The sequence below is a fragment of the Streptomyces sp. NPDC093065 genome (assembly GCF_044754585.1).
Classification (GTDB): Bacteria; Actinomycetota; Actinomycetes; order Streptomycetales; family Streptomycetaceae; genus Streptomyces.
Genome location: NZ_JBIVPJ010000002.1, coordinates 154,994 through 179,650, shown reverse-complemented (window position 1 = coordinate 179,650; position 24,657 = coordinate 154,994). Strand labels below are relative to the sequence as shown.

Here is a 24,657-nt window from a genome sequence, read left to right as displayed (position 1 = left end):
CCATGAAACCGAAGCGCCCCGCGCTCTCCTCGCCCGCCTTGCCCGCCACCGCTGCCGCCGTGGTCCTGCTCCTCCCCCTCACCGCCTGCGGCGGCGACGCGTCCGCCGGCGGGAACGGCTCCACGGTCACCGTGACCGTCGGCTACCAGTCCAGGACTATCAACACGGTCACCGCCGGCACCCTCCTGCGCTCCCTCGGCTACTTCGAGAAGCAGCTCAACTCCCTGAACGACGGCGTCACCTACAAGGTCGACTGGCAGGACTACGCCACCGGCGCGCCCATCACCGCCCAGATGACCGCCGGGAAGATCGACATCGGCTCGATGGGCGACTTCCCCCTGCTCATCAACGCGGCCCGCGGCAAGCAGCTCGGCAAGCCGACCCGCCTCGTCTCGGTCACCGGCTACAACCTGCGCGGCGGCCTCAACACCATCGTCGTCGCACCCGGTTCCTCCCTCACCTCCCTGAAGGACCTCAAGGGCAAGAAGGTCTCGACGAGCGTCGGCTCGGCCGCCGACGGCACCCTCGTACGCGCCCTGCAGCGCACCGGCCTCGACCCCGCCGAGGACATCGAGAAGCTCAACCAGCAGCCCGCGGTGGGCGCCTCGGCCCTGGACGCGGGGAGCGCGGACGCCCTGTCGCAGTTCGTCGCCTGGCCCGGACTGCTTGCCCGGCAGGGCAAGGCGAAGGCCCTGTACGACGGAGCGCAGCTGGACCTGCCCACCTTCCACGGGGTCACCGCCGCCGAGGACTTCGCGAAGAAGCACCCCGCCGTGCTGGAGGCCTTCCTGAAGGCACAGAAACAGGCGACCGACTACCTGGACGCCCACCCCGTGGCCGCCGCCGAGAAGGTGGCGAAGGCCACCGGCCTGCCCGCGGAGACCGTCTACCTCTACAACGGCGCCCAGGGCATCGCCACCTTCGACCCCGCGATCAAGCGGCAGCTCGTCGCGGCCCTCAAGGAGGACGTCTCGGTCCTCAAGGACGCGAAACTCACCGGCGACGTGGATGTGGACGCCTTCGTCGACGACCGGTACGTGAAGAAGGCCCTCGGGCAGGCCGAGTACACCCGGCGGCTCGCCGCCACTCCCCCGAAGCCGGCCGGGGAGGTCTGGCCCAAGGGCGCGCGGAAGACGCTCGCCTTCCCCTCCCCCACCGCGCTGCTGCGGCACCTGGCCGGACACGGCGACGAGGTCCGCGCCGCCTACGTACCCGACACCACCACCGGCACCCTCTGGTTCGCCGACCAGTCGGTGTGGGTGGCCGACGGCGGTGAACTGCTGCCCTTCGTCGCACCGGAGACCGCACGGGCATACGTCGCCGGGCACGGCGGAGCGCGCGTGGTCACATACGCCGAGGCCCTGGAACGTGCCTCGTGATCCGCCCCGTCCGCTACACGCTGCGCATCGCCTCGCTCGCCGTCGCCCTGGGCCTGTGGCAGCTGCTGACCAGCCGGGACATCGACGTGTGGCTGCGCTTCTCGCAGTTCCCCACCGTCACCGACGTGGCGCACACCTTCGCCGACCGGCTGGCGGGGCCCGACTACTGGACCGACCTCACCGACAGCCTGACCCGGATCCTCACCGGCTTCCTGCTCGCGGCCGTCCTGGGCGTGGCCACGGGTGTGCTCGTGGCACGCTCCCGGCTCGCCGAGGACCTGCTCGGCCCGGTCCTGGAGGTGATCCGGCCCATTCCCGCCATCGCCCTCGTCCCCGTGGCGATCCTCCTCTTCCCCTCCAACGAGCAGGGCATCGTCTTCATCACCTGCGCCGCCGCCTTCTTCCCCGTCCTGGTCTCCACCCGGCACGCGGTCCGCGCGCTGACCCCCGTGTGGGAGGAGGCGGTCCGCACCATGGGCGGCGGCCGGTGGCGGGTCCTCGGCTCGGTGGTCCTGCCGGGCGCGCTGCCCGGTGTCTTCGGTGGTCTGTCGGTCGGCATCGGCGTCTCGTGGATCTGTGTGATCTCCGCCGAGATGATCTCCGGTCAGTACGGCGTGGGCTACCGCACCTGGCAGGACTACACGGTCGTCGACTACCCGGGCGTCTTCGTCGGCATGGTGACCATCGGCGTGCTCGGCTGGCTGACCTCCACGGCCGTGGAACTGCTGGGCCGCCGTCTGACCCACTGGCTGCCGCGCACGGCGGACGCCCCCGCCGCCCGTCCGAAGCCCGCGCGGGGCGGTGCGGCGACGTCGCCCGCCCGCGCCGCCGTACGCAAGGTCCCCCAGCCCGAGGAGGCACGCGATGAGCACCTCGTCCGAGACTGAGACGGACACCGGCGCCCCGCCCGGCACCGAGAAGGGCACCGGGGCCGGTACGAGCGCCGCCACCGTCCCCGGACCGGGAGCGGAGGCCGGAGTCCGTCCGCCGACCGGCGCCGGGACGTCCGGCCGCGGCACCCGGCTCGCCCTGCGCGGCGCCACCCTCGGCCGTCCGGACGCGGCCGCGGTGAGCGGTGTGGACGTCGACGTCTCCCCCGGCGAGATCCTCACCGTGGTCGGCCCCTCGGGCTGCGGCAAGTCGACCCTGCTGCGCACGCTGGCCGGCCTGCTGCCGCCACTGGCCGGAACCGCGGAACAGGACGGGCGTTCGATCGACGGTCCGGGCGCGGACCGGGCACTGGTCTTCCAGGAGGACGCTCTCCTGCCCTGGCGCACCCTGCGCGCCAACGTCGAACTCCCCCTCGCCGTCCAGGGCCTGCCCCGCACCGAGCGCCGGGAACAGGCGACGGCCTGGCTGGAACGGGTCGGACTCGCCGCGCAGGTCCGACAGTTGCCGCACCGCGTGTCCGGGGGGCAGCGCCAGCGCGCCCAGTTGGCCCGTGCGCTGGCCGGACGCCCCCGAGCCGTCCTGATGGACGAACCCTTCGGCGCCCTCGACGCCCAGACCCGGGCCGGCATGCAGGACCTGCTGGTGGAGGTGCTGCACGGTACGGGAGCCACCGTCGTCTTCGTCACCCACGACGTGGACGAGGCCCTGTTCCTCGGCGACCGCGTCGCCCTGCTCGGTGCCGGCCGGCTGACCGGCGTGCGCGACGTGCCCCGCCCCCGTGACCGCACCGCGCACGACGATCCGGCCCGCGTGGCGCTCCGGCGTGACGTCCTGACCTCCCTCGGCACATCCCTCGGCACCTGAAAGGCCCCCTGGTGGAGATCCCCGCCCTCACCGACGCCGAAGAGCTCTCCTGCGACGTCCTCGTCGTCGGCGGCGGCACCGCCGGCACCATGGCCGCGCTGACCGCCGCAGAGCACGGCGCGAACGTACTGCTGCTGGAGAAGGCCCACGTCCGCCACTCCGGTGCCCTGGCCATGGGCATGGACGGCGTCAACAACGCCGTCGTCCCCGGCCGCGCCGAACCCGACGACTACGTCGCCGAGATCACCCGCGCCAACGACGGCATCGTCGACCAGTCCACCGTCCGCCAGACCGCCACCCGCGGCTTCGCCATGGTCCAGCGGCTGGAGTCGTACGGGGTGAAGTTCGAGAAGGACGAGCACGGCGACTACGCCGTCCGCCAGGTGCACCGGTCCGGCTCCTACGTGCTGCCGATGCCGGAGGGCAAGGACGTCAAGAAGGTCCTCTACCGGCAACTGCGGCGGCGCGAGATGCGCGAGCGTATCCGCATCGAGAACCGTGTGATGCCGGTGCGGATCCTGACCTCGGAGGGACGGGCGGTGGGTGCGGCGGGCTTCAACACCCGCACCGGGCGGTTCGTCACCGTCCGCGCGGGTGCCGTGGTCCTCGCCACCGGCGCCGCCGGCCGGCTCGGGCTGCCCGCCTCCGGTTACCTCTACGGCACCTACGAGAACCCCACCAACGCCGGTGACGGCTACGCGATGGCCTACCACGCGGGGGCCGAGCTGACCGGCATCGAGTGCTTCCAGATCAACCCGCTGATCAAGGACTACAACGGCCCGGCCTGCGCCTACGTCGCCAACCCCTTCGGCGGCTACCAGGTCAACCGGCACGGCGAACGCTTCGTCGACTCCGACTACTGGTCGGGGCAGATGATGGCCGAGTTCGCCGCGGAGGTCGCCAGCGACCGCGGTCCGGTGTACCTGAAGCTCAGCCACCTCCCGGAGGAGTCCGTCTCCGCCCTGGAGTCGATCCTGCACTCCACCGAACGCCCCACGCGCGGCACCTTCCATGCGGGACGCGGGCACGACTACCGCACCCATGACGTCGAGATGCACATCTCCGAGATCGGTCTGTGCGGCGGCCACTCCGCCTCGGGCGTCCGCGTCGACGACCACGCCCGCACCACCGTCCCCCGCCTCTACGCGGCCGGCGACCTGGCCTGCGTGCCGCACAACTACATGATCGGCGCGTTCGTCTTCGGCGACCTGGCGGGCGCGGACGCCGCGCAGTACACGGCCTACGCGGGTGAACTGCCGCCGGAACAACTGCGCGAGGCGCACGAGCTGGTCTACCGCCCGCTGCGCAACCCCGACGGACCGCCCCAGCCCCAGGTCGAGTACAAGCTGCGGCGCTTCGTCAACGACTACGTGGCACCGCCGAAGTCCGGCGCGCGGCTGTCGCTCGCCCTGGAGTCCTTCGAGCGGATGCGCGCCGACATCGCGGCCATGGGCGCCCGCACCCCGCACGAGCTGATGCGCTGCGCCGAGGTCGGCTTCATCCGCGACTGCGCGGAGATGGCCGCCCGGGCCTCCCTGGCCCGCACGGAGTCCCGCTGGGGCCTCTATCACGAGCGCGTCGACATCCCCGAGCGCGACGACGCGTCCTGGTTCCACCACCTCGATCTGCACAAGTCCCCCTCCGGTGCGATGGAGTTCACGGCACGTCCCGTGGCTCCCTATCTCATTCCGATCGACGAGTTCACGCCGGTCGGCGGTCCCTCCCGGCACCTCGGCGAGGTGCACCCGGAGCAGGTGGCGACGGCCGGGGACCGCGATGCCGCGCCCCTCGCCACCGGGGCCCGCCCCACGGTCGCCCCGGTCAGCGGGTCCACCGATTCCAGTGCCGCCGGTTCCCCCCGGCTGCTGGATCTGCTCGCCCTGGCCGAGAACGAGCCCGAACTCTCCGCCCTCCTCCCTTACCTGTCCGATCCCGAGCCGGGCGTCCGGCGCACGGCGGTCACGGTGCTCACGGAGACCGTCCCGGCCGGCACCGGTCCGGCACTCGCCACCGCCCTGTCCGACCCCGACGGCGAGGTGCGCGCCGCCGCGGCCGCCTCCCTGCGCGAACTGGCCGAGACGCTGACGCCCGAGCCCGCCCTGGGCGAGACCCTCGCCGGGGCGCTGGCCCAGGCCGACCCCGTCGTCCGTGCCACCGCGCTCGACCTGCTGCGCATCCTGCGGCTGGGCAGCACAGGCACCTTCGCCACGGCCCTGCTCGACTCCGACGCCCCGGTGCGCATCGAGGCGGTGCGCGGGCTGGTCTCGCTGGATGCCGCGGAGTCGCTCTCCCCGGCCGCCGAGGACCCGTCCCGCGAGGTGCGGGTCGCGGTCGCCAAGGCGCTGGGGACGCTGCGGGCGGAGCCCCGCACCGGCGGTGCGCTCGACCGGCTCACGGAGGATCCCGACGCCCTGGTCCGCGGCGCCGCCCTCGCGGCCCTGGCGGACACGGGCTGCCCCGCCCCGTTGGCGGCCCGTGCGGTCACCGCGCTGTCCGACCCCGCCTGGCAGGTCCGGGCGGGCGCGGCCACCGCGCTGGCCGCCACCGGCTCCGACAGCGCGGTGCCCGTCCTCGCCAAGGCCCTCGCCGACCGGAACGCCGACGTCCGCAAGGCGGCGGTCCTGGCCCTGACCCGGCACACTGCCACCAGCGAGGACGCCCAGACGGCGCTCGCGACGGTCACGGGCGACACGGACGCCGACGTGAGGGCGTACGCGGCACGGGCGTTGTGACGCCGTCGAGGGATGCGGAGGCTTCCCTCCCCCGCGCCCCTATATCCAGTCGTCGGGCTCGGGCTCCGGCTCGTGGTCCGGCCAGTCGTCGGCGCCGGAGGGCGATCCCGCACCCGTGCGCGGGGCGGACGAGGGGGCTGGACCGGGCGCCGGGGAGTCGGCGGCCGGTCCCTCCAGCCCCGCAAGCACCTCGACCACACCCTCCCCGTACGTCGCGAGCTTCTTCTCGCCGACCCCGCTGATGCCCCCGAGCTGCCCGACCGAGGTGGGCCACACGGTGACGATCTCCCTCAGGGTGGCGTCGTGGAAGATGACGTACGCCGGGACGCCCTGTTCACGCGCCTGCTCGGCACGCCAGGCGCGCAGTGCCTCGAAGGCGGGGGCCAGCTCCGCGGGCAGCTCGGCGGCGGTCGTCCTCGCCTTGCGCTCGCCGCGTCCGTCGCCCGCCGACCTGGCCGCGGCCGGCTTCTTGGGCTCCTTGCGCAGCGGCACCTCCCGCTCCCGCCGCAGGACCTCGCCGCTGGTCTCGGTCAGCACCAGCGTGCCGTACTCCCCCTCGACCGCGAGCAGGCCCTGCGCCAGCAGCTGCCGGGCGACGCCCCGCCACTCGCCCTCGGTCAGCTCCTCTCCGATGCCGAACACGGAGAGCTGGTCGTGGTCGAACTGGATCACCTTGGCGGTGCGCTTGCCCAGCAGGATGTCGATGATCTGCCCGGCGCCGAACTTCTGCCCGCGCTCCCTCTTCAGCCGCACCACGGTCGACAGCACCTTCTGCGCCGCCACCGTGCCGTCCCAGGTCTCGGGCGGGGTCAGGCAGGTGTCGCAGTTGCCGCAGCCGGCCCGGTCCGGGTCCTGCCCGAAGTAGGCGAGGAGCTGGCCGCGACGGCACCGGGCGGTCTCGCACAGGGCGAGCATGGCGTCCAGGTGGGACTGGGCCCGGCGGCGGAACGCCTCGTCGCCCTCGCCGGACTGGATCAGCTTGCGCTGCTGTATGACGTCGTTGAGGCCGTACGCCATCCAGGCCGTGGAGGGCAGGCCGTCCCGTCCCGCGCGTCCGGTCTCCTGGTAGTAGCCCTCGACCGACTTGGGCAGGTCGAGGTGGGCGACGAACCGCACGTCCGGCTTGTCGATGCCCATGCCGAAGGCGATGGTCGCCACGACCACCAGGCCCTCCTCGCGCAGGAACCTCGACTGGTGCGCCGCGCGGGTGCCCGCGTCCAGGCCCGCGTGGTAGGGCACCGCCTCGACACCGTTGCGCGAGAGGAACTCGGCGGTCTTCTCGACCGAGTTGCGCGAGAGGCAGTACACGATGCCCGCGTCGCCGGGGTGCTCCTCGCGCAGGAAGCTCAGGAGCTGCTTCTTGGGGTCGGACTTCGGCACGACCCGGTACTGGATGTTGGGGCGGTCGAAGCTGGCCACGAAATGCCGCGCCGACGGCATGTGCAGCCGCTCGGTGATCTCGCGGTGGGTGGCGTCGGTGGCCGTCGCGGTGAGCGCGAGCCGGGGCACGTCCGGCCAGCGCTCGCCCAGCAGCGACAGGGCGAGGTAGTCGGGCCGGAAGTCGTGGCCCCACTGGGAGACGCAGTGCGCCTCGTCGATGGCGAAGAGGGAGATCTTGCCGCGGGAGAGCAGATCGAGTGTGCTGTCCAGGCGCAGCCGCTCGGGCGCCAGGTACAGCAGATCCAGCTCGCCCGCGAGGAACTCGGCCTCGGTCACCCGCCGCTCGTCGAAGTCCTGCGTGGAGTTCATGAACCCCGCCCGCACGCCGAGCGCCCGCAGTGCGTCGACCTGGTCCTGCATGAGCGCGATCAGCGGCGAGACCACGATGCCCGTGCCGGGCCTGACCAGGGACGGGATCTGATAGCACAGCGACTTTCCGCCGCCGGTCGGCATGAGCACGACGGCATCGCCGCCGGCGATCACGTGCTCGACGATCGCCTCCTGCTCGCCGCGGAAGGCGTCGTATCCGAAGACCCGGTGCAGGGTGGCCAGCGCCTCGCTGTCCCGGTCCCTCACCTGCGCCGTCTCTGTCATCGCCATCTCGCCGATCACGCCCGTCCCGCTCATCGTCCCGTCCCCCGTACGTACTGCCTCGCCCGTCCGGCCTGCCTGGTCCGTCCTGCCCCGACCACTGCCTCAACGATAGGGGTCCGCGCCGACAGCCTCAGAGTTATCCACAGGCTGCCCGAGGCGGGCCGCGTCAAGAACACGACGATCGTTCACACGTTCGCGGGAGACCCGCCCGTTTCCGGCGGATAGTCTGATTGCACCCGCGAGACTCCGTCCCATGGGAGCACTGATGAGCGTCGCACCGAAGGCGTCCACGCCCGACTGGCCGACCCCGCCGGAGGGCGGCTGGACGGCGGACGACCTGGACCGGCTTCCGAACCTTCCTCCGCATACGGAGCTGCTCGACGGGAGCCTCGTCTTCGTGAGTCCGCAGACCATCTTCCACTCACGCGCTGTGAGCTTCTTCGAGTGGCAGCTCCACTCTCTCGCCCCGACGGAGTTCGAGGTCGTCCGAGAGTTCACCATCGACATCGACCGGCAGAACCGGCCCGAGCCGGACGTGATCGTCGTGCGAGGCGACGTGGTGGACGACCCGGAGCAGACCCGCTACCCCGCCGAGGCCGTCACCCTGGCCATCGAAGTCGTCTCCGCGGAGTCCGTCTCCCGCGACCGCGAGACCAAGCCCCTGAAGTACGCCCGGGCCGGTATCGCCCACTACTGGCGGGTGGAGAACGAGAAGGGCCTCGCTGTCGTCCACGCCTTCGAGCTGGAGCCCACCACCCGTGCGTACACCAGCGTCGGCATCTTCCGCGAGCGCATGAAGGTGAGTGCCCCCTTCCCGATGGACCTGGACCTGACCGCCGTCAAACCGCGCCGCGGCGGCGAGTAGCCCCCTCCCCCGCGAACGGCTGTGGTCCGGCACCTCTTCGAGGAGGTGCCGGACCACAGCCGCCAGGACACGAAGACGCGAGCGCCGCGTCAGCGCACGAACACCCCCGCCTGACCCGCCAGGTCCAGGAAGTACTGCGGTGCCACGCCGAGCACCACCGTGACCGCCACGCCCACGGCGATCGCCGTCATCGTCAGCGGTGACGGCACCGCGACCGTCGGGCCCTCCGGGCGCGGCTCGCTGAAGAACATGAGCACGATCACCCGGATGTAGAAGAACGCCGCGATCGCCGACGAGATCACACCGATCACGACCAGCGGGGCCGCGCCGCCCTCCGCCGCCGCCTTGAACACGGCGAACTTCCCCGCGAACCCGGAGGTCAGCGGGATCCCGGCGAAGGCCAGCAGGAACACCGCGAACACCGCCGCCACCAGCGGCGACCTGCGGCCGAGCCCGGCCCACTTCGACAGGTGCGTCGCCTCGCCGCCCGCGTCGCGCACCAGCGTGACGACCGCGAAGGCGCCGATCGTGACGAAGGAGTACGCGGCCAGGTAGAAGAGGACGGACGAGATGCCCTCCGGCGTGGTCGCGATGACACCGGCGAGGATGAAGCCCGCGTGCGCGATCGAGGAGTACGCCAGCAGCCGCTTGATGTCGGTCTGCGTGATCGCGACGATCGCGCCGGCCAGCATCGTGACGATCGCCACGCCCCACATCACCGGCCGCCAGTCCCAGCGCAGGCCGGGCAGGACGACGTAGAGGATGCGGAGCAGGGCGCCGAAGGCGGCCACCTTGGTCGCCGCCGCCATGAAGCCGGTCACCGGCGTCGGCGCGCCCTGGTACACGTCCGGCGTCCACATGTGGAACGGCACCGCGCCCACCTTGAACAGCAGGCCCATGACGATCAGCGCGGAGCCGACGAGCAGCAGCGCGTCGTTGCCCATGGTGTTCGCGAGCGCCGGGGTTACGTTCGCCACGGTGCCGTCGACGACCTGCGCGATCGTGCCGTACGACATGGAGCCCGCGTAGCCGTAGAGCAGGGCGATGCCGAACAGGGTGAACGCGGAGGCGAAGGCGCCGAGCAGGAAGTACTTGACCGCGGCCTCCTGCGACATGAGCCGCTTGCGGCGGGCCAGCGCGCACAGCAGGTACAGAGGGAGGGAGAAGACCTCCAGAGCGACGAAGAGCGTCAGCAGGTCGTTGGCCGCCGGGAAGACCAGCATGCCGACGACGGCGAAGAGCAGGAGCGGGAACACCTCCGTGGTGGTGAAGCCCGCCTTGACCGCCTTCTGCTCGCTCTCGCTGCCGGGTACGGCGGCGGCCTGCGCGGCGAAGGAGTCGACGCGGTTGCCGTGCTGCTCCGGGTCGAGGCGCCGCTCGGCGAAGGTGAACAGGCCGACCAGGCTGGTCAGCAGGATGGTGCCCTGCAGGAACAGGGCCGGTCCGTCGACGGCTACGGCGCCCATCGCCGTGATGCCGGCCTTGGTCGTGCCGTACCCGCGTGCCGCGAGCGCGACGACCGCGGCGAACGCCGCGATCAGGGCGACTGCGGACACGAACATCTGGGCGTAGTAACGGGACCTGCGCGGCACGAATGCCTCGACCAGGATTCCGATGACCGCCGCGCCGATGACGATGAGGACGGGCGACAGCTGCCCGTACTCGATCTTCGGCGCGTCGATCTTGGCGATCGGGTCGGCCGCCGCCGCCGTTGTCCACAGGCTGTGGACGGCTGTTGCGCTCACTTGGCCGCCTCCACCTCAGGCTGGGGGTCCTTCTTGTGTACGTCGGACATGGTCTGTTTCACCGCGGGGTTGACGATGTCCGTGACGGGCTTCGGGAAGACGCCCAGGAAGATCAGCAGCGCCACCAGCGGTGCCACGACCACCAGCTCCCGCACCCGCAGGTCGGGCATGGCGGACACCTCCGGCTTCACCGGGCCCGTCATCGTCCGCTGGTAGAGGACGAGGGTGTAGAGCGCGGCGAGGACGATGCCGAGGGTGGCGACGATTCCGATCACCGGATAGCGCGTGAACGTGCCGACCAGGACCAGGAACTCACTGACGAAGGGCGCGAGCCCCGGCAGGGAGAGCGTCGCGAGGCCGCCGATCAGGAAGGTGCCGGCCAGGATCGGGGCGACCTTCTGCACACCGCCGAAGTCGGCGATGAGCCGCGAGCCGCGCCGCGAGATCAGGAACCCGGCGATCAGCATCAGCACGGCGGTCGAGATGCCGTGATTGACCATGTACAGCGTGGCGCCGGACTGGCCCTGGCTGGTCATCGCGAAGATGCCCATGACGATGAAGCCGAAGTGCGAGATCGACGCGTAGGCGATCAGCCGCTTGATGTCGCGCTGGCCGACCGCGAGCAGCGCACCGTAGATGATGCTGATCACCGCCAGGACCAGGATGACGGGCGTCGCCCACTTGCTGGCCTCCGGGAAGAGCTGGAGGCAGAAGCGGAGCATCGCGAAGGTGCCGACCTTGTCGACGACCGCCGTGATGAGCACGGCGACCGGCGCGGTCGACTCCCCCATGGCGTTGGGCAGCCAGGTGTGCAGCGGGAACAGCGGCGCCTTCACCGCGAAGGCGAAGAAGAAGCCGAGGAAGAGCCAGCGCTCGGTGCTGGTCGCCATGTCCAGCGAGCCGCTGGCCCGGGCTTCGGCGATCTCCGTGAGCGAGAAGTTCCCGGCGACCACGTAGAGGCCGATCACCGCGGCCAGCATGATCAGGCCGCCGGCCAGGTTGTAGAGGAGGAACTTCACCGCGGCGTACGACCGCTGCGTCGCCGCCGTCTTCTCGCCGTGCTCGTGCGCCCGGTCCCCGAAGCCGCCGATCAGGAAGTACAGCGGGATCAGCATGGCTTCGAAGAAGATGTAGAAGAGGAAGACGTCGGTGGCCTCGAAGGAGATGATCACCATCGCCTCGACGGCCAGGATCAGGGCGAAGAAGCCCTGCGTCGGCCGCCACCGGCTGCTGCCGGTCTCCAGCGGGTCGGCGTCGTGCCAGCCCGCGAGGATGATGAACGGGATCAGCAGGGCGGTCAGCGCGATCAGCGCCACCGCGATGCCGTCCACGCCTAGTTCGTACCGGACGCCGAAGTCGGCGATCCAGGAGTGGGACTCGGTGAGCTGGTAGCGCTCGCCGTCGGGGTCGAAGCGGACCAGGACCGTGATCGCCAGCGCGAGCGTGGCCAGCGAGACCAGCAGCGCCAGCCACTTGGCCGCGGTGCGTTTCGCGGCCGGCACGGCTGCCGTGGCGATCGCCCCGACGGCCGGGAGGGCCGCCGTGACTGTCAGCAGGGGAAAGGACATCGGTATCAGACCGCCCTCATCAGCAGGGTCGCGGCGACCAGGAGCGCCGCACCGCCGAACATCGAGACCGCGTACGAGCGCGCGAAGCCGTTCTGCAGCTTGCGCATCCGCCCGGACAGGCCGCCGACCGAGGCCGCCGTGCCGTTGACGACTCCGTCGACCAGGGTGTGGTCGACGTAGACCAGGGAGCGCGTGAGGTGCTCGCCGCCGCGGACCAGGACCACGTGGTTGAAGTCGTCCTGGAGCAGGTCGCGACGGGCGGCCCGGGTGAGCAGCGACCCGCGCGGGGCGACGGCAGGGACCGGACGGCGCCCGTACTGCGCCCAGGCGATGGCGACGCCGACGACCATGCAGGCCACGGTCGCCCCGGTGACCGCGCCGGCGCTGATCGGCGAGTCGCCGTGGCTGTGTCCGGTGATGGGCTCCAGCCAGTGCAGGAAGCGGTCGCCGATGCTGAAGAAGGCACCGCCCGCGACGGATCCGACGGCCAGCACGATCATCGGGATCGTCATGAGCCCCGGCGACTCGTGCGGGTGCGGCGGCTCGTACTCACCGCGGGTCTCGGCGGCGGGCTCCACGTCGGGCTTCGCCGGCGACGGCGTCGGGGCGTTGCGCCAGCGCTCCTCGCCGAAGAAGGTCATCAGCATCACGCGCGTCATGTAGTACGCGGTGACGGCCGCGCCCAACAGGGCGCAGGCGCCGAGGATCCAGCCCTCGGTGCCGCCCTTGGCGAACGCCGCCTCGATGATCTTGTCCTTGGAGAAGAAGCCGGACAGGCCCGGGAAGCCGATGATGGCCAGGTAGCCGAGGCCGAAGGTGACGAAGGTGACCGGCATGTACTTGCGCAGGCCGCCGTAGCGGCGCATGTCGACCTCGTCGTTCATGCCGTGCATGACGGAACCGGCACCGAGGAACAGCCCGGCCTTGAAGAAGCCGTGCGTCACCAGGTGCATGATCGCGAAGACGTAGCCGATGGGGCCGAGTCCGGCGGCGAGCACCATGTAGCCGATCTGCGACATCGTCGACCCTGCCAGGGCCTTCTTGATGTCGTCCTTGGCGCAACCGACGATCGCACCGAAGAGCAGCGTGACGGCGCCGACGATGGTGACCACCAACTGCGCGTCCGGCGCGCCGTTGAAGATGGCACCGGAGCGGACGATCAGGTACACGCCCGCCGTCACCATGGTCGCGGCGTGGATGAGGGCGGAGACCGGGGTCGGGCCCTCCATCGCGTCACCGAGCCAGGACTGCAGCGGCACCTGGGCGGACTTGCCGCAGGCGGCGAGCAGCAGCATCAGGGCGATCGCGGTGAGCTTGCCCTCGTCCGCCCCCGCCGCGAGCCCGGCCTCCCCGTGGCCGCCGAGCACCGGCCCGAAGGCGAAGGTGCCGAACCACAGGAACATCAGCATGATGCCGATGGACAGGCCCATGTCGCCGACGCGGTTGACCAGGAAGGCCTTCTTCGCGGCGGTGGCGGCACTGGGCTTGTGCTGCCAGAAGCCGATCAGCAGGTAGGAGGCGAGACCGACGCCCTCCCAGCCGACGTACAGCAGCAGGTAGTTGTCGGCGAGGACGAGGATCAGCATCGCCGCGAGAAACAGGTTCAGGTAGCCGAAGAAGCGGCGGCGCCGCTCGTCGTGCTCCATGTACGCGACGGAGTACAGGTGGATGAGCGAGCCGACGCCGGTGATCAGCAGGACGAACGTCATCGACAGCTGGTCGAGCCGGAAGGCGACGTCGGCCTGGAATCCCTCCACCGGGATCCAGCTGAACAGGTGCTGCGTCAGGGTGCGGTCCTCGGCGCCGCTGCCGAGCAGGTCGGCGAAGAGGACGACGCCGATCACGAAGGACACGGCGGCCAGCAGGGTGCCGATCCAGTGGCCGGCGTGGTCGAGCCGGCGTCCGCCGCACAGCAGGACCACCGCTCCGAGCAGGGGCGCCGCCACCAGCAGCGCAATCAGATTCTCCACGATTCAGCGACCCCTCACAGCTTCATCAGGCTGGCGTCGTCGACCGAGGCCGAGTGGCGGGAACGGAACAGGGACACGATGATCGCGAGCCCGACCACGACCTCCGCGGCGGCGACGACCATCGTGAAGAAGGCGATGATCTGGCCGTCGAGGTTTCCGTGCAGGCGGGAGAAGGCGACGAACGCGAGGTTGCAGGCGTTGAGCATCAGCTCGATGCACATGAAGACCACGATCGCGTTGCGCCGGATCAGCACGCCGGTGGCACCGATCGTGAACAACAGGGCCGCGAGATAGAGGTAGTTGACGGGGTTCACTTCGACGCCTCCTCGGACCGATCGGAGTCGGACCGCCTGTCGGGCCGCCCGGAGCCCGCCGGGCCGACGGACTTGCGCTCCAGGCGCTCCTCGGCCCGCTGCTCCAGCGCCTTCAGGTCGTTCAACGCCTCCATCGACACGTCGCGGATCTGGCCCCGCTCGCGCAGCGTCTGGCTGACGGTCAGCTCGGAGGGCGTGCCGTCGGGCAGCAGGCCCGCGATGTCGACCGCGTTGTGCCGGGCGTACACACCCGGCGCCGGCAGCGGCGGCAGGTACTTGCCGTCGCGGACGCGCTGCTCGGACAGCTCGCGCTGGGTCCGTGCGCGCTCGGTGCGCTCGCGGTGGGTGAGCACCATCGCGCCGACGGCTGCCGTGATGAGCAGGGCGCCGGTGATCTCGAAGGCGAAGACGTACTTGGTGAAGATGAGGGACGCCAGGCCCTCCACGTTGCCGTTCGCGTTGGCCTGTCCGAGGCCGGTGAACTCCGTGACGGAGGCGTTGCCGATGCCGGCGATCAGCAGGATGCCGAAGCCGAGCCCGGACAGCAGGGCCAGCCAGCGCTGGCCCCTGATGGTCTCCTTCAGCGAGTCCGCCGCGGTGACGCCGACGAGCATCACGACGAACAGGAACAGCATCATGATGGCGCCGGTGTAGACGACGATCTGCACGATGCCGAGGAAGTAGGCGCCGTTGGCGAGGTAGAACACCGCCAGGACGATCATGGTCCCGGCGAGGCACAGCGCGCTGTGCACGGCCTTCCTCATGAAGACGGTGCACAGGGCGCCGATCACCGCGACGGTGCCGAGGATCCAGAACTGGACGGCCTCTCCGGTGGAGGTCGAGTATGCGGCGAGCTGTGCGTTCATCGGCGGATCACCTCCTCCGACGCCGGCTCGGTCGCGCCGAAGGTCGAGTCGCCCTCCTGGACGACCTCGCCCTTGGAATGGGCGACCTGCTGGACCGTGCCGGGCGCGGCCTCGGTGACCAGGCCCCGGTAGTAGTCCTGCTCGTCCGTGCCCGGGTAGATGGCGTGGGGCGAGTCGACCATGCCCTCCTCCAGGCCGGCGAGCAACTGGTCCTTGGTGAAGATGAGGTTGGCGCGGCTGGAGTCGGCCAGCTCGAACTCGTTGGTCATCGTCAACGCGCGTGTGGGGCACGCCTCGATGCACAGCCCGCACAGGATGCAGCGGGCGTAGTTGATCTGGTAGACGCGGCCGTACCGCTCGCCCGGCGAGTAGCGCTCCGCGTCGGTGTTGTCCGCGCCCTCCACGTAGATCGCGTCGGCGGGACAGGCCCAGGCGCACAGCTCGCAGCCGACGCACTTCTCCAGGCCGTCCGGATGGCGGTTGAGCTGGTGCCGTCCGTGGAAGCGGGGAGCGGTGGTCTTCTTCTGCTCCGGGTACTGCTCGGTCAGCCGCTTCTTGAACATGGCCTTGAAGGTCACGCCGAAGCCGGCCACGGGGTTCATGAAGCCGGGGTCGGTCCCCTTGTGCTCCCCGTGTTCCGTGCTTGCCCCGTGTTCCGCGCTGTCCCCGTGTTCCTTGTGTTCCTCAGCCATCGGACGCCTCCTTTCCATCCGTAGATCCGCCCACAGATCCGTCACTGTGAGTATCGGGCCCACCACTGACAATCAGCTCCCGCTCCCGGCGGGGGCGGCGCCTGGGCACCGGCGGCACTTCCTGTCCGGGCATCGGCGGGACCGGGAAGCCTCCGGCCATCGGGTCGAAGGCGGCCTCGGCCTCGGCGGGCGGCTCGGCGGCCTTGGCGCCCTTGTCGCGGTAGATGTCGACGACGAAGGACAACAGCAGCAGGGCCAGGACGCCGCCGCCGATGTAGAGGGCGATGTCGCTGAAGCCGTAGTTCTCGTTCCTGAGGGCCCGCACGGTCGCGACCAGCATCAGCCAGACCAGGGAGACCGGGATGAGGACCTTCCAGCCGAGCTTCATCAACTGGTCGTAGCGGACCCGGGGAAGGGTGCCGCGCAGCCAGATGAAGAAGAACAGCAGCAACTGGACCTTGACCACGAACCAGAGCAGCGGCCACCAGCCGTGGTTGGCGCCCTCCCAGAACGTGCTGATCGGCCAGGGGGCCCGCCATCCGCCGAGGAACAGCGTGGTGGCGACCGCGGAGACCGTCACCATGTTCACGTACTCGGCGAGCATGAACATCGCGAACTTGATCGACGAGTACTCGGTGTTGAACCCGCCCACCAGGTCGCCCTCGGACTCGGGCATGTCGAAGGGGGCGCGGTTGGTCTCGCCGACCATCGTGACGATGTAGAGGATGAAGGAGACCGGCAGCAGCACGATGTACCAGCGGTCGTCCTGCTGGGCGACGATCTCCGAGGTCGACATCGAACCGGAGTAGAGGAACACCGAGGCGAACGCGGCGCCCATCGCGATCTCGTAGGAGATCATCTGGGCGCAGGAGCGCAGTCCGCCGAGCAGCGGGTACGTCGATCCGGAGCTCCAGCCGGCGAGCACGATGCCGTAGATGCCGACCGAGGCGACCGCCAGGATGAACAGCATGGCGATCGGCAGGTCGGTCAGCTGCATGGCGGTGCGCTGGCCGAAGATCGAGATCTCGTTGCCGGCCGGCCCGAAGGGGATCACCGCGATCGCCATGAAGGCCGGGATGGCCGCCACGACCGGCGCGAGGATGTAGACCGCCTTGTCGGCGCGCTTGACGACGACGTCTTCCTTGAGCATCAGCTTGATGCCGTCGGCGAGCGACTGGAGCATGCCCCAGGGGCCGTGCCGGTTCGGGCCGATGCGCAGCTGCATCCAGGCGACGACCTTGCGCTCCCACACGATGGAGAACAGCACGGTCACCATCAGGAAGGCGAAGCAGAAGACCGCCTTGACGACGACCAGCCACCAGGGGTCGGTGCCGAACATCGAGAGGTCTTCAGCGGCGAGGTACGGGCTCATGCCTCCACCTCCTTGGGGGCGGCGCCCTCGGGCGTCGCCGGACCGATGCGGACGAGGGTTCCGGGCAGTACCCCGGCGTCGGAGGCGACGCCGGTGCCGGCCGAGTTCAGCGGGAGCCAGACCACCCGGTCGGGCATCTCGGTGACCTGGAGCGGGAAGGCGACGGACCCGGCGGGTCCGGTCACGGCGAGGACGTCGCCGTCCTTGACGCCCGCCTCGGCGGCCGTGGCGGCCGACACGCGCGCGCGTGCGGCGTGCCGGGTGCCGGCCAGCGCCTCGTCGCCCTGCTGGAGCAGGCCCCGGTCGAGCAGCAGCCGGTGCCCGGCCAGTACGGCCTCCCCGGCGGCCGGCCGCGGCAGCGCGCTCGCGGTCTGCAGCGGTTCACCGGCCCGCGGCCCGTCCCAGGCGCCGAGCCGGTCGATCTCCGCGCGCGTGGTGCGCAGATCGGGCAGGCCGAGGTGGACGTCCATGGCGTCGGCCAGCATCTGCAGCACGCGGCCGTCGGTGGGGGCCAGGCGGCGGGTCATCTGGTCGGGCTTGAGCGCGGCCTCGAAGAAGCGCACCCTGCCCTCCCAGTTGAGGAAGGTGCCGGGCTTCTCGGCGACCGCGGCGACGGGCAGGACGACGTCGGCGCGTTCGGTGACCTCGCTGGGCCGCAGTTCCAGCGACACCACGAACCCGGCCTCGTCGAGTGCCGCACGCGCGCGCGTGGGGTCGGGCAGGTCGGCGACCTCCACGCCCGCCACGAGCAGCGCCTGGAGTTCGCCCCGGGCCGCGGCCTCGACGATCTCGCCGGTGTCGCGGCCGTAGCGGTGCGGCAGGTCGGCCATGCCCCAGAGCGCGGCGACCTCCTCACGCGCGCGCGGGTCGGTCGCCGGGCGTCCGCCGGGCAGCAGCGACGGCAGCGCGCCCGCCTCGATCGCGCCGCGCTCCCCGGCCCGGCGCGGGATCCACACCAGCCGGGCACCGGTCGCCGCCGAGGTCCGTACGGCGGAGGTGAGGCCACCGGCCACGGAGGCCAGCCGTTCGCCGACGACGATCACGGCGCCCTCGGCGCGCAGTGCCTCGGCCGCCTGGGCGCCGCCCTCCTCAAGGCCGACACCGCTCGCGAGGGCGTCCAGCCACTCGGTCTCGGTGCCGGGGGCGGCGGGGAGCAGGGTGCCGCCGGCCTTCTCCAGGCCCCGCGTGGCGTGCGTGGCCAGCGAGAAGACCTTCTGCCCGTGCTTGCGCCAGGCCTTGCGCAGCCGGAGGAAGACGCCGGGCGCCTCCTCCTCGGCCTCGAAGCCGACCAGCAGGACCGCGGGGGCCTTCTCCAGCGACGTGTACGTGACGCCCGTGCCTCCCCCGGACTCCGTCCGGGAGGTGCCCCCGAGGTCCCGGCCGCGGCCGGCGACGTGGGCGGCCAGGAAGTCGGCCTCCTCGGCGCTGTGCACGCGCGCGCGGAAGTCGATGTCGTTGGTGTCGAGCGCCACGCGCGCGAACTTGCTGTAGGCGTAGGCGTCCTCGACGGTGAGCCGTCCGCCGGTCAGGACGCCGGTACGGCCCCTGGAGGCCAGCAGTCCCTGCGCGGCGATCTGCAGCGCCTCCGGCCAGGAGGCCGGCTCCAGCTCGCCCTCCGCGTTGCGCACCAGCGGCGTGGTGAGCCGGTCGCGCTGCTGGGCGTAGCGGAAGCCGAAGCGCCCCTTGTCGCAGATCCACTCCTCGTTGACCTCGGGCTCGTTGGCCGCGAGGCGCCGCATGACCTTGCCGCGCCGGTGGTCGGTGCGGGTCGCGCAGCCGCCGGAGCAGTGCTCGCACACCGACGGCGAGGAGATCAGGTCGAAGGGGCGGGAACGGAACCGGTAGGCCGCCGAGGTCAGCGCGCCGACCGGGCAGATCTGGATGGTGTTGCCGGAGAAGTACGACTCGAAGGGGTCGCCCTCTCCGGTGCCGACCTGCTGGAGCGCGCCCCGCTCGATCAGCTCGATCATCGGGTCGCCCGCGACCTGGTTGGAGAAGCGGGTGCAGCGGGCGCACAGCACGCAGCGCTCGCGGTCGAGCAGAACCTGCGTGGAGATCGGTACGGGCTTCTCGTAGGTCCGCTTCTTGCCGTCGAAGCGGGAGTCGGCCTGGCCGTGCGACATGGCCTGGTTCTGCAGCGGGCACTCGCCGCCCTTGTCGCAGACCGGGCAGTCCAGCGGGTGGTTGATGAGCAGCAGCTCCATCACACCGTGCTGGGCCTTCTCGGCGACGGGCGAGGTGAGCTGCGTCTTCACCACCATGCCGTCGGTGCAGGTGATGGTGCAGGACGCCATGGGCTTGCGCTGGCCCTCGACCTCGACGATGCACTGGCGGCAGGCGCCGGCCGGGTCGAGGAGGGGGTGGTCGCAGAACCGGGGGATCTCGATGCCGAGCTGCTCGGCGGCCCGGATGACCAGGGTGCCCTTGGGCACGCTGATCTCGGCGCCGTCGATCGTCAGCGTGACGAGATCCTCCGGGGGGACCGCCGCTGCTCCCCCTCCCGAGGGAGTGTTGGTGGTCACGGTCATGCCTTCACCTCCGTGCGGTCGGCCCAGGCCGTCGACTTGGCCGGGTCGAAGGGGCAGCCGCGGCCCGTGATGTGCTCCTCGTACTCCTCGCGGAAGTACTTGAGCGAGGAGAAGATCGGCGAGGCGGCACCGTCGCCGAGGGCGCAGAAGGACTTGCCGTTGATGTTGTCGGCGATGTCGTTCAGCTTGTCGAGGTCGGCCATCTGTCCCTTGCCGGCCTCGATGTCGCGCAGCAACTGGACGAGCCAGTACGTGCCTTCGCGGCAGGGTGTGCACTTGCCGCAGGACTCGTGGGCGTAGAACTCGGTCCAGCGGGTGACGGCGCGCACGACGCAGGTCGTCTCGTCGAAGCACTGGAGCGCCTTGGTGCCGAGCATGGAACCGGCGGCGCCCACTCCTTCGTAGTCGAGGGGGACGTCGAGGTGCTCGTCGGTGAACATCGGCGTCGAGGACCCGCCGGGCGTCCAGAACTTGAGGCGGTGGCCGGGGCGCATGCCGCCGCTCATGTCGAGGAGCTGGCGCAGCGTGATGCCGAGCGGGGCCTCGTACTGGCCGGGGCCCGCGACGTGGCCGCTGAGCGAGTAGAGCGTGAAGCCCGGGGACTTCTCGCTGCCCATCGACCTGAACCAGTCCTTGCCCTTGTTCAGGATCGCGGGAACTGAAGCGATGGATTCGACGTTATTCACCACAGTCGGGCACGCGTAGAGGCCCGCGACGGCAGGGAAGGGGGGACGGAGCCGCGGTTGACCCCGGCGGCCTTCGAGCGAGTCGAGCAGTGCGGTCTCCTCACCGCAGATGTACGCGCCCGCGCCCGCGTGCACGGTGAGGGTCAGGTCGAGTCCGCTGCCCAGGATGTTCTCGCCGAGGAAGCCCGCCTCGTAGGCCTCGCGCACGGCCTCGTGCAACCGCCGCAGCACTGGGACGACTTCACCACGCAGGTAGATGAAGGCATGCGAAGACCTGATGGCGTAACACGCGATGACGATGCCCTCGATGAGGCTGTGCGGGTTCGCGAAGAGGAGCGGGATGTCCTTGCAGGTCCCCGGCTCCGACTCGTCGGCGTTGACAACTAGATAGTGAGGCTTGCCGTCCCCCTGGGGAATGAACTGCCACTTCATCCCGGTCGGGAACCCGGCACCGCCGCGTCCGCGCAGACCGGACTCCTTGACGTACGCGATCAGGTCGTCCGGCGCCATGGCCAGCGCCTTGCGGAGCCCCTCGTACCCCTCGTGCCTCCGGTAGACGTCGAGAGTCCACGACTCGTCCTCGTCCCAGAAGGCCGACAGCACGGGTGCGAGCAGCTTCTCCGGGCTGCTGCCCTTGATCTCGGCTGCCACAGTCATCACTCCCCCTCCTCGGCGGTGGGCCCTGCCGGGTGGGCAGGGTCGGATGCCGACGTGTCCTGCGGCGCGTCGTGCGAGCTGAGGTGCTCCGTCGGGGACGGGTCGTGCACGGCCCGGTCCTGCGACGCGTCGTGCGGCCCGCCGTCCCGCGGGTGCACCACGCGCGCGGCGGGCGCCTCGCCCTTGGCCAGCTTGAGGCCGGCCAGGGAGGCGGGACCCGCACTGCCGCCGGCCGCGACGGCGCCGTCCCGCTCGTCGGGGAAGCCCGCCAGGATCCGGGCGGTCTCCTTGAAGGTGCACAGCGGCGCACCGCGCGTGGGCGTCACCGGCCGTCCCGCGCGCAGGTCGTCGACGAGGGCCTTGACGCTCGCCGGCGTCTGGTTGTCGAAGAACTCCCAGTTGACCATCACGACCGGCGCGAAGTCGCAGGCCGCGTTGCACTCGATGTGCTCCAGGGTGACCTTGCCGTCCTCGGTCGTCTCACCGTTGCCGACGCCCAGGTGGTCCTGGAGGGACTCGAAGATGGCGTCGCCGCCCATCACCGCGCACAGCGTGTTGGTGCACACGCCGACCTGGTAGTCGCCGCTCGGCCTGCGCCGGTACATGGTGTAGAAGGTGGCGACCGCGGTGACCTCGGCGGTGGTGAGGTCCAGCATGTCCGCGCAGAACTGCATCCCGGTGCGCGTGACGTGTCCCTCCTCCGACTGCACGAGGTGCAGCAGCGGCAGGAGGGCGGACCGGGAGTCCGGGTAGCGGGCGACGATCTCGCGCGCGTCGGTCTCCAGCCGGGCGCGGACGTCGTCCGGGTAGGCGGGCGCGGGCAGTTCCGGCATGCCCAGGCTGACGCCCCGCTCCGAAGAAGAGGTGGTCACCGGTCGACGCCTCCCATCACGGGGTCGATGGACGCCACCGCGACGATGACGTCGGCGACCTGGCCGCCCTCGCACATCGCCGCCATGGCCTGCAGGTTGGTGAAGGACGGGTCGCGGAAGTGGACCCGGAAGGGGCGGGTGCCGCCGTCGGAGACGACGTGCACCCCGAGCTCGCCCTTGGGCGACTCGACCGCCGTGTACGCCTGTCCCGGCGGCACCCGGAAGCCCTCGGTGACCAGCTTGAAGTGGTGGATCAGGGCCTCCATGGAGGTGCCCATGATCTTCTTGATGTGGTCGAGGGAGTTGCCCAGGCCGTCCGGTCCCAGGGCGAGCTGGGCGGGCCAGGCGATCTTCTTGTCGGCGACCATGACCGGACCGGGCTGGAGCCGGTCCAGGCACTGCTCGACGATCCTGAGGGACTGGCGCATCTCCTCCAGCCGGATCAGGAAGCGGCCGTAGGAGTCGCAGGTGTCGGCGGTCGGGACGTCGAAGTCGTACGTCTCGTAGCCGCAGTACGGCTGGGTCTTGCGCAGGTCGTGCGGGAGGCCGGTGGACCTGAGGACGGGGCCGGTGGCGCCGAGGGCCATGCAGCCGGCCAGGTCGAGGTAGCCGACGTCCTGCATGCGGGCCTTGAAGATGGGGTTCCCGGTGGCGAGCTTGTCGTACTCCGGGAGGTTCTTGTTCATCTTCTTCACGAACTCGCGGATCTGGTCCACCGCGCCCGGCGGCAGGTCCTGGGCGAGTCCGCCGGGGCGGATGTACGCGTGGTTCATCCTGAGGCCGGTGATCAGCTCGTAGATGTCGAGAATGAGTTCACGATCACGGAAGCCGTAGATCATGATCGTGGTGGCGCCCAGCTCCATGCCGCCAGTGGCGATGGCCACCAGGTGCGAGGAGAGCCGGTTCAGCTCCATGAGCATGACCCGGATGATCGTGGCCCGGTCCGGGATCTGGTCCTCGATGCCGAGGAGTTTCTCGACGCCCAGGCAGTACGCCGCCTCGTTGAAGAACGGCGTCAGGTAGTCCATGCGCGTCACGAACGTGGTGCCCTGCGTCCAGTTCCGGTACTCGAGGTTCTTCTCGATGCCGGTGTGCAGGTAGCCGATGCCGCAGCGGGCCTCGGTCACCGTCTCGCCGTCGATCTCCAGGATGAGGCGGAGCACGCCGTGCGTGGACGGGTGCTGGGGGCCCATGTTGACGACGATGCGCTCGTCGTCGGCGCGGGCCGCGGACTGGACGACCTCGTCCCAGTCACCGCCGGTGACCGTGTAGACGGTGCCTTCGGTCGTCTCCCTGGGGGAGGCGTGGGAAGTGCTCACGAGTACGACCTCCGCTGGTCCGGAGCCGGGATCTGGGCGCCCTTGTACTCGACGGGGATGCCGCCGAGGGGGTAGTCCTTGCGCTGCGGAAAGCCCTGCCAGTCGTCCGGCATCATGATCCGCGTCAGGGCCGGGTGATCGTCGAAGACGATGCCGAAGAAGTCGTACGTCTCGCGCTCGTGCCAGTCGTTCGTCGGGTAGACGGGGACCAGCGACGGGATGTGCGGGTCGCCGTCGGGGGCGCTGACTTCGAGGCGGATCAGCCGGTTGTGGGTGATCGAGCGCAGGTGGTAGACGGCGTGCAGCTCGCGGCCCTTGTCGTGCGGGTAGTGGACGCCGCTGACGCCGGTGCACAGCTCGAAGCGCAGGGCCGGGTCGTCGCGCAGGGTGCGGGCGACGCGGACCAGGTGCTCGCGCTCGATGTGGAAGGTCAGCTCGTCGCGGTCGACGACCGTCTTCTCGATGGCGTTGTCCGGCAGGAGCCCCTGCTCCTCCAGCGCGCCCTCGAGTTCGTCGGCGACCTCGTCGAACCAGCCGCCGTAGGGGCGGGCCGCCGGTCCGGGGAGCCGCACGGAGCGGACCAGGCCGCCGTAGCCGGAGGTGTCGCCGCCGTTGTTGGCGCCGAACATGCCGCGCTGGACGCGGATCTCCTCGCCGCCCTGGCCCCGCTGGCCGGGGAGGTTCTCCGCGGACAGGTCCTTCTCGGGGTTGACGTCGCCCGAGTCACCCGCGGTGTTGTTCGCGTCGCTCACCGCAGCAGCCCCTTCATCTCGATCGTGGGCAGGGCCTTGAGCGCCGCCTCCTCCGCCTCGCGGGCCGCTTCCTCCGCGTTCACACCGAGCTTGGAGCCCTGGATCTTCTGGTGGAGCTTGAGGATGGCGTCCATCAGCATCTCGGGCCGCGGCGGACAGCCGGGGAGGTAGATGTCGACGGGGACGACGTGGTCGACGCCCTGGACGATGGCGTAGTTGTTGAACATGCCGCCCGAGGAGGCGCAGACCCCCATGGAGATGACCCACTTCGGGTTCGGCATCTGGTCGTAGACCTGCCGCAGCACCGGCGCCATCTTCTGGCTGACCCGGCCCGCGACGATCATCAGGTCCGCCTGCCGCGGCGAGCCGCGGAAGACCTCCATGCCGAAGCGCGCCAGGTCGTAGCGGCCGGCGCCGGTGGTCATCATCTCGATGGCACAACAGGCGAGGCCGAACGTGGCCGGGAAGACGGACGACTTGCGCACCCAGCCCGCGGCCTGCTCGACGGTGGTCAGCAGGAAGCCGCTCGGCAGTTTTTCTTCGAGTCCCAT

General features: G+C 70.7%; 19 protein-coding genes. 5 read left to right on the top strand and 14 right to left on the bottom strand.

The window, feature by feature from the left end; translation table 11 throughout:
• Positions 1-2: 2 nt before the first annotated feature.
• The 4 genes from ACIQFU_RS03625 to ACIQFU_RS03610 are packed head-to-tail and all read left to right on the top strand — an operon-like array spanning position 3 to position 5,866.
• Positions 3-1,379, top strand: coding sequence for an ABC transporter substrate-binding protein (locus ACIQFU_RS03625; protein WP_402548700.1), 1,377 nt, complete (start codon positions 3-5; stop codon positions 1,377-1,379).
• A complete protein-coding gene (locus ACIQFU_RS03620) occupies positions 1,349-2,266 on the top strand; it encodes an ABC transporter permease (protein ID WP_402549239.1) in 918 nt (305 codons plus the stop codon). Before ACIQFU_RS03625 ends, ACIQFU_RS03620 begins: the two co-directional genes overlap by 31 nt.
• Entirely contained in the window at positions 2,244-3,134 is an 891-nt protein-coding gene (locus tag ACIQFU_RS03615; protein WP_402548698.1) for an ABC transporter ATP-binding protein, read from the top strand. Before ACIQFU_RS03620 ends, ACIQFU_RS03615 begins: the two co-directional genes overlap by 23 nt.
• 11 nt (positions 3,135-3,145) lie before the next feature.
• Positions 3,146-5,866 (top strand): fumarate reductase/succinate dehydrogenase flavoprotein subunit, encoded by a 2,721-nt coding sequence (locus ACIQFU_RS03610; protein WP_402548696.1) that lies wholly within the window; start codon positions 3,146-3,148, stop codon positions 5,864-5,866.
• Positions 5,867-5,905: 39 nt separating this feature from the next.
• Here the strand turns inward: ACIQFU_RS03610 and recQ are convergent, their stop codons facing one another.
• The gene (gene recQ, locus ACIQFU_RS03605) at positions 5,906-7,933 is read right to left on the bottom strand and encodes a DNA helicase RecQ (protein WP_402548694.1); all 2,028 of its coding nucleotides are present in this window, start codon (positions 7,931-7,933) and stop codon (positions 5,906-5,908) included.
• A 232-nt stretch (positions 7,934-8,165) separates the two neighbouring features.
• Here recQ and ACIQFU_RS03600 point away from each other — a divergent pair, with 232 nt between their 5' ends.
• The gene (locus tag ACIQFU_RS03600) at positions 8,166-8,765 is read left to right on the top strand and encodes a Uma2 family endonuclease (RefSeq protein WP_402548693.1); all 600 of its coding nucleotides are present in this window, start codon (positions 8,166-8,168) and stop codon (positions 8,763-8,765) included.
• Between the two features lie 89 nt (positions 8,766-8,854).
• Here ACIQFU_RS03600 and nuoN read toward each other — a convergent pair whose 3' ends face one another.
• The 13 genes from nuoN to ACIQFU_RS03535 are packed head-to-tail and all read right to left on the bottom strand — an operon-like array spanning position 8,855 to position 24,657.
• Positions 8,855-10,510 (bottom strand): NADH-quinone oxidoreductase subunit NuoN, encoded by a 1,656-nt coding sequence (gene nuoN / locus ACIQFU_RS03595; protein ID WP_402548692.1) that lies wholly within the window; start codon positions 10,508-10,510, stop codon positions 8,855-8,857.
• Complete coding sequence (locus tag ACIQFU_RS03590; RefSeq protein ID WP_402548691.1) at positions 10,507-12,078, bottom strand: NADH-quinone oxidoreductase subunit M; 1,572 nt, start codon at positions 12,076-12,078, stop codon at positions 10,507-10,509. Before ACIQFU_RS03590 ends, nuoN begins: the two co-directional genes overlap by 4 nt.
• Before the next feature lie 5 nt (positions 12,079-12,083).
• Positions 12,084-14,048, bottom strand: coding sequence for an NADH-quinone oxidoreductase subunit L (gene nuoL / locus ACIQFU_RS03585; protein WP_402548689.1), 1,965 nt, complete (start codon positions 14,046-14,048; stop codon positions 12,084-12,086).
• 14 nt (positions 14,049-14,062) lie between these two features.
• Positions 14,063-14,362: an NADH-quinone oxidoreductase subunit NuoK gene (nuoK, locus tag ACIQFU_RS03580; protein WP_121405432.1), complete on the bottom strand. Its 300-nt coding sequence runs from the start codon at positions 14,360-14,362 to the stop codon at positions 14,063-14,065.
• On the bottom strand, positions 14,359-15,228 hold the full coding sequence (locus tag ACIQFU_RS03575; RefSeq protein ID WP_402548686.1) for an NADH-quinone oxidoreductase subunit J: 870 nt from the start codon (positions 15,226-15,228) through the stop codon (positions 14,359-14,361). Before ACIQFU_RS03575 ends, nuoK begins: the two co-directional genes overlap by 4 nt.
• Positions 15,225-15,920 carry an NADH-quinone oxidoreductase subunit NuoI gene (nuoI, locus tag ACIQFU_RS03570; protein ID WP_402548685.1) on the bottom strand — a complete coding sequence of 232 codons (696 nt, stop codon included), beginning with the start codon at positions 15,918-15,920 and terminating at the stop codon, positions 15,225-15,227. Before nuoI ends, ACIQFU_RS03575 begins: the two co-directional genes overlap by 4 nt.
• Positions 15,913-17,292 carry an NADH-quinone oxidoreductase subunit NuoH gene (nuoH, locus tag ACIQFU_RS03565; protein WP_402548684.1) on the bottom strand — a complete coding sequence of 460 codons (1,380 nt, stop codon included), beginning with the start codon at positions 17,290-17,292 and terminating at the stop codon, positions 15,913-15,915. The genes nuoI and nuoH overlap by 8 nt, the downstream gene beginning before the upstream one ends.
• On the bottom strand, positions 17,289-19,820 hold the full coding sequence (locus ACIQFU_RS03560) for an NADH-quinone oxidoreductase subunit G (protein WP_402548683.1): 2,532 nt from the start codon (positions 19,818-19,820) through the stop codon (positions 17,289-17,291). Before ACIQFU_RS03560 ends, nuoH begins: the two co-directional genes overlap by 4 nt.
• Positions 19,817-21,166, bottom strand: a complete 1,350-nt coding sequence (gene nuoF / locus ACIQFU_RS03555; RefSeq protein WP_402548682.1) for an NADH-quinone oxidoreductase subunit NuoF — start codon at positions 21,164-21,166, stop codon at positions 19,817-19,819. Before nuoF ends, ACIQFU_RS03560 begins: the two co-directional genes overlap by 4 nt.
• Positions 21,163-22,035, bottom strand: coding sequence for an NADH-quinone oxidoreductase subunit NuoE (gene nuoE / locus ACIQFU_RS03550; RefSeq protein WP_402548681.1), 873 nt, complete (start codon positions 22,033-22,035; stop codon positions 21,163-21,165). Before nuoE ends, nuoF begins: the two co-directional genes overlap by 4 nt.
• Positions 22,032-23,354: an NADH-quinone oxidoreductase subunit D gene (locus ACIQFU_RS03545; RefSeq protein WP_104632443.1), complete on the bottom strand. Its 1,323-nt coding sequence runs from the start codon at positions 23,352-23,354 to the stop codon at positions 22,032-22,034. Before ACIQFU_RS03545 ends, nuoE begins: the two co-directional genes overlap by 4 nt.
• Positions 23,351-24,106: an NADH-quinone oxidoreductase subunit C gene (locus tag ACIQFU_RS03540; protein ID WP_402548679.1), complete on the bottom strand. Its 756-nt coding sequence runs from the start codon at positions 24,104-24,106 to the stop codon at positions 23,351-23,353. Before ACIQFU_RS03540 ends, ACIQFU_RS03545 begins: the two co-directional genes overlap by 4 nt.
• The gene (locus ACIQFU_RS03535) at positions 24,103-24,657 is read right to left on the bottom strand and encodes an NADH-quinone oxidoreductase subunit B family protein (RefSeq protein ID WP_031035164.1); all 555 of its coding nucleotides are present in this window, start codon (positions 24,655-24,657) and stop codon (positions 24,103-24,105) included. The genes ACIQFU_RS03540 and ACIQFU_RS03535 overlap by 4 nt, the downstream gene beginning before the upstream one ends.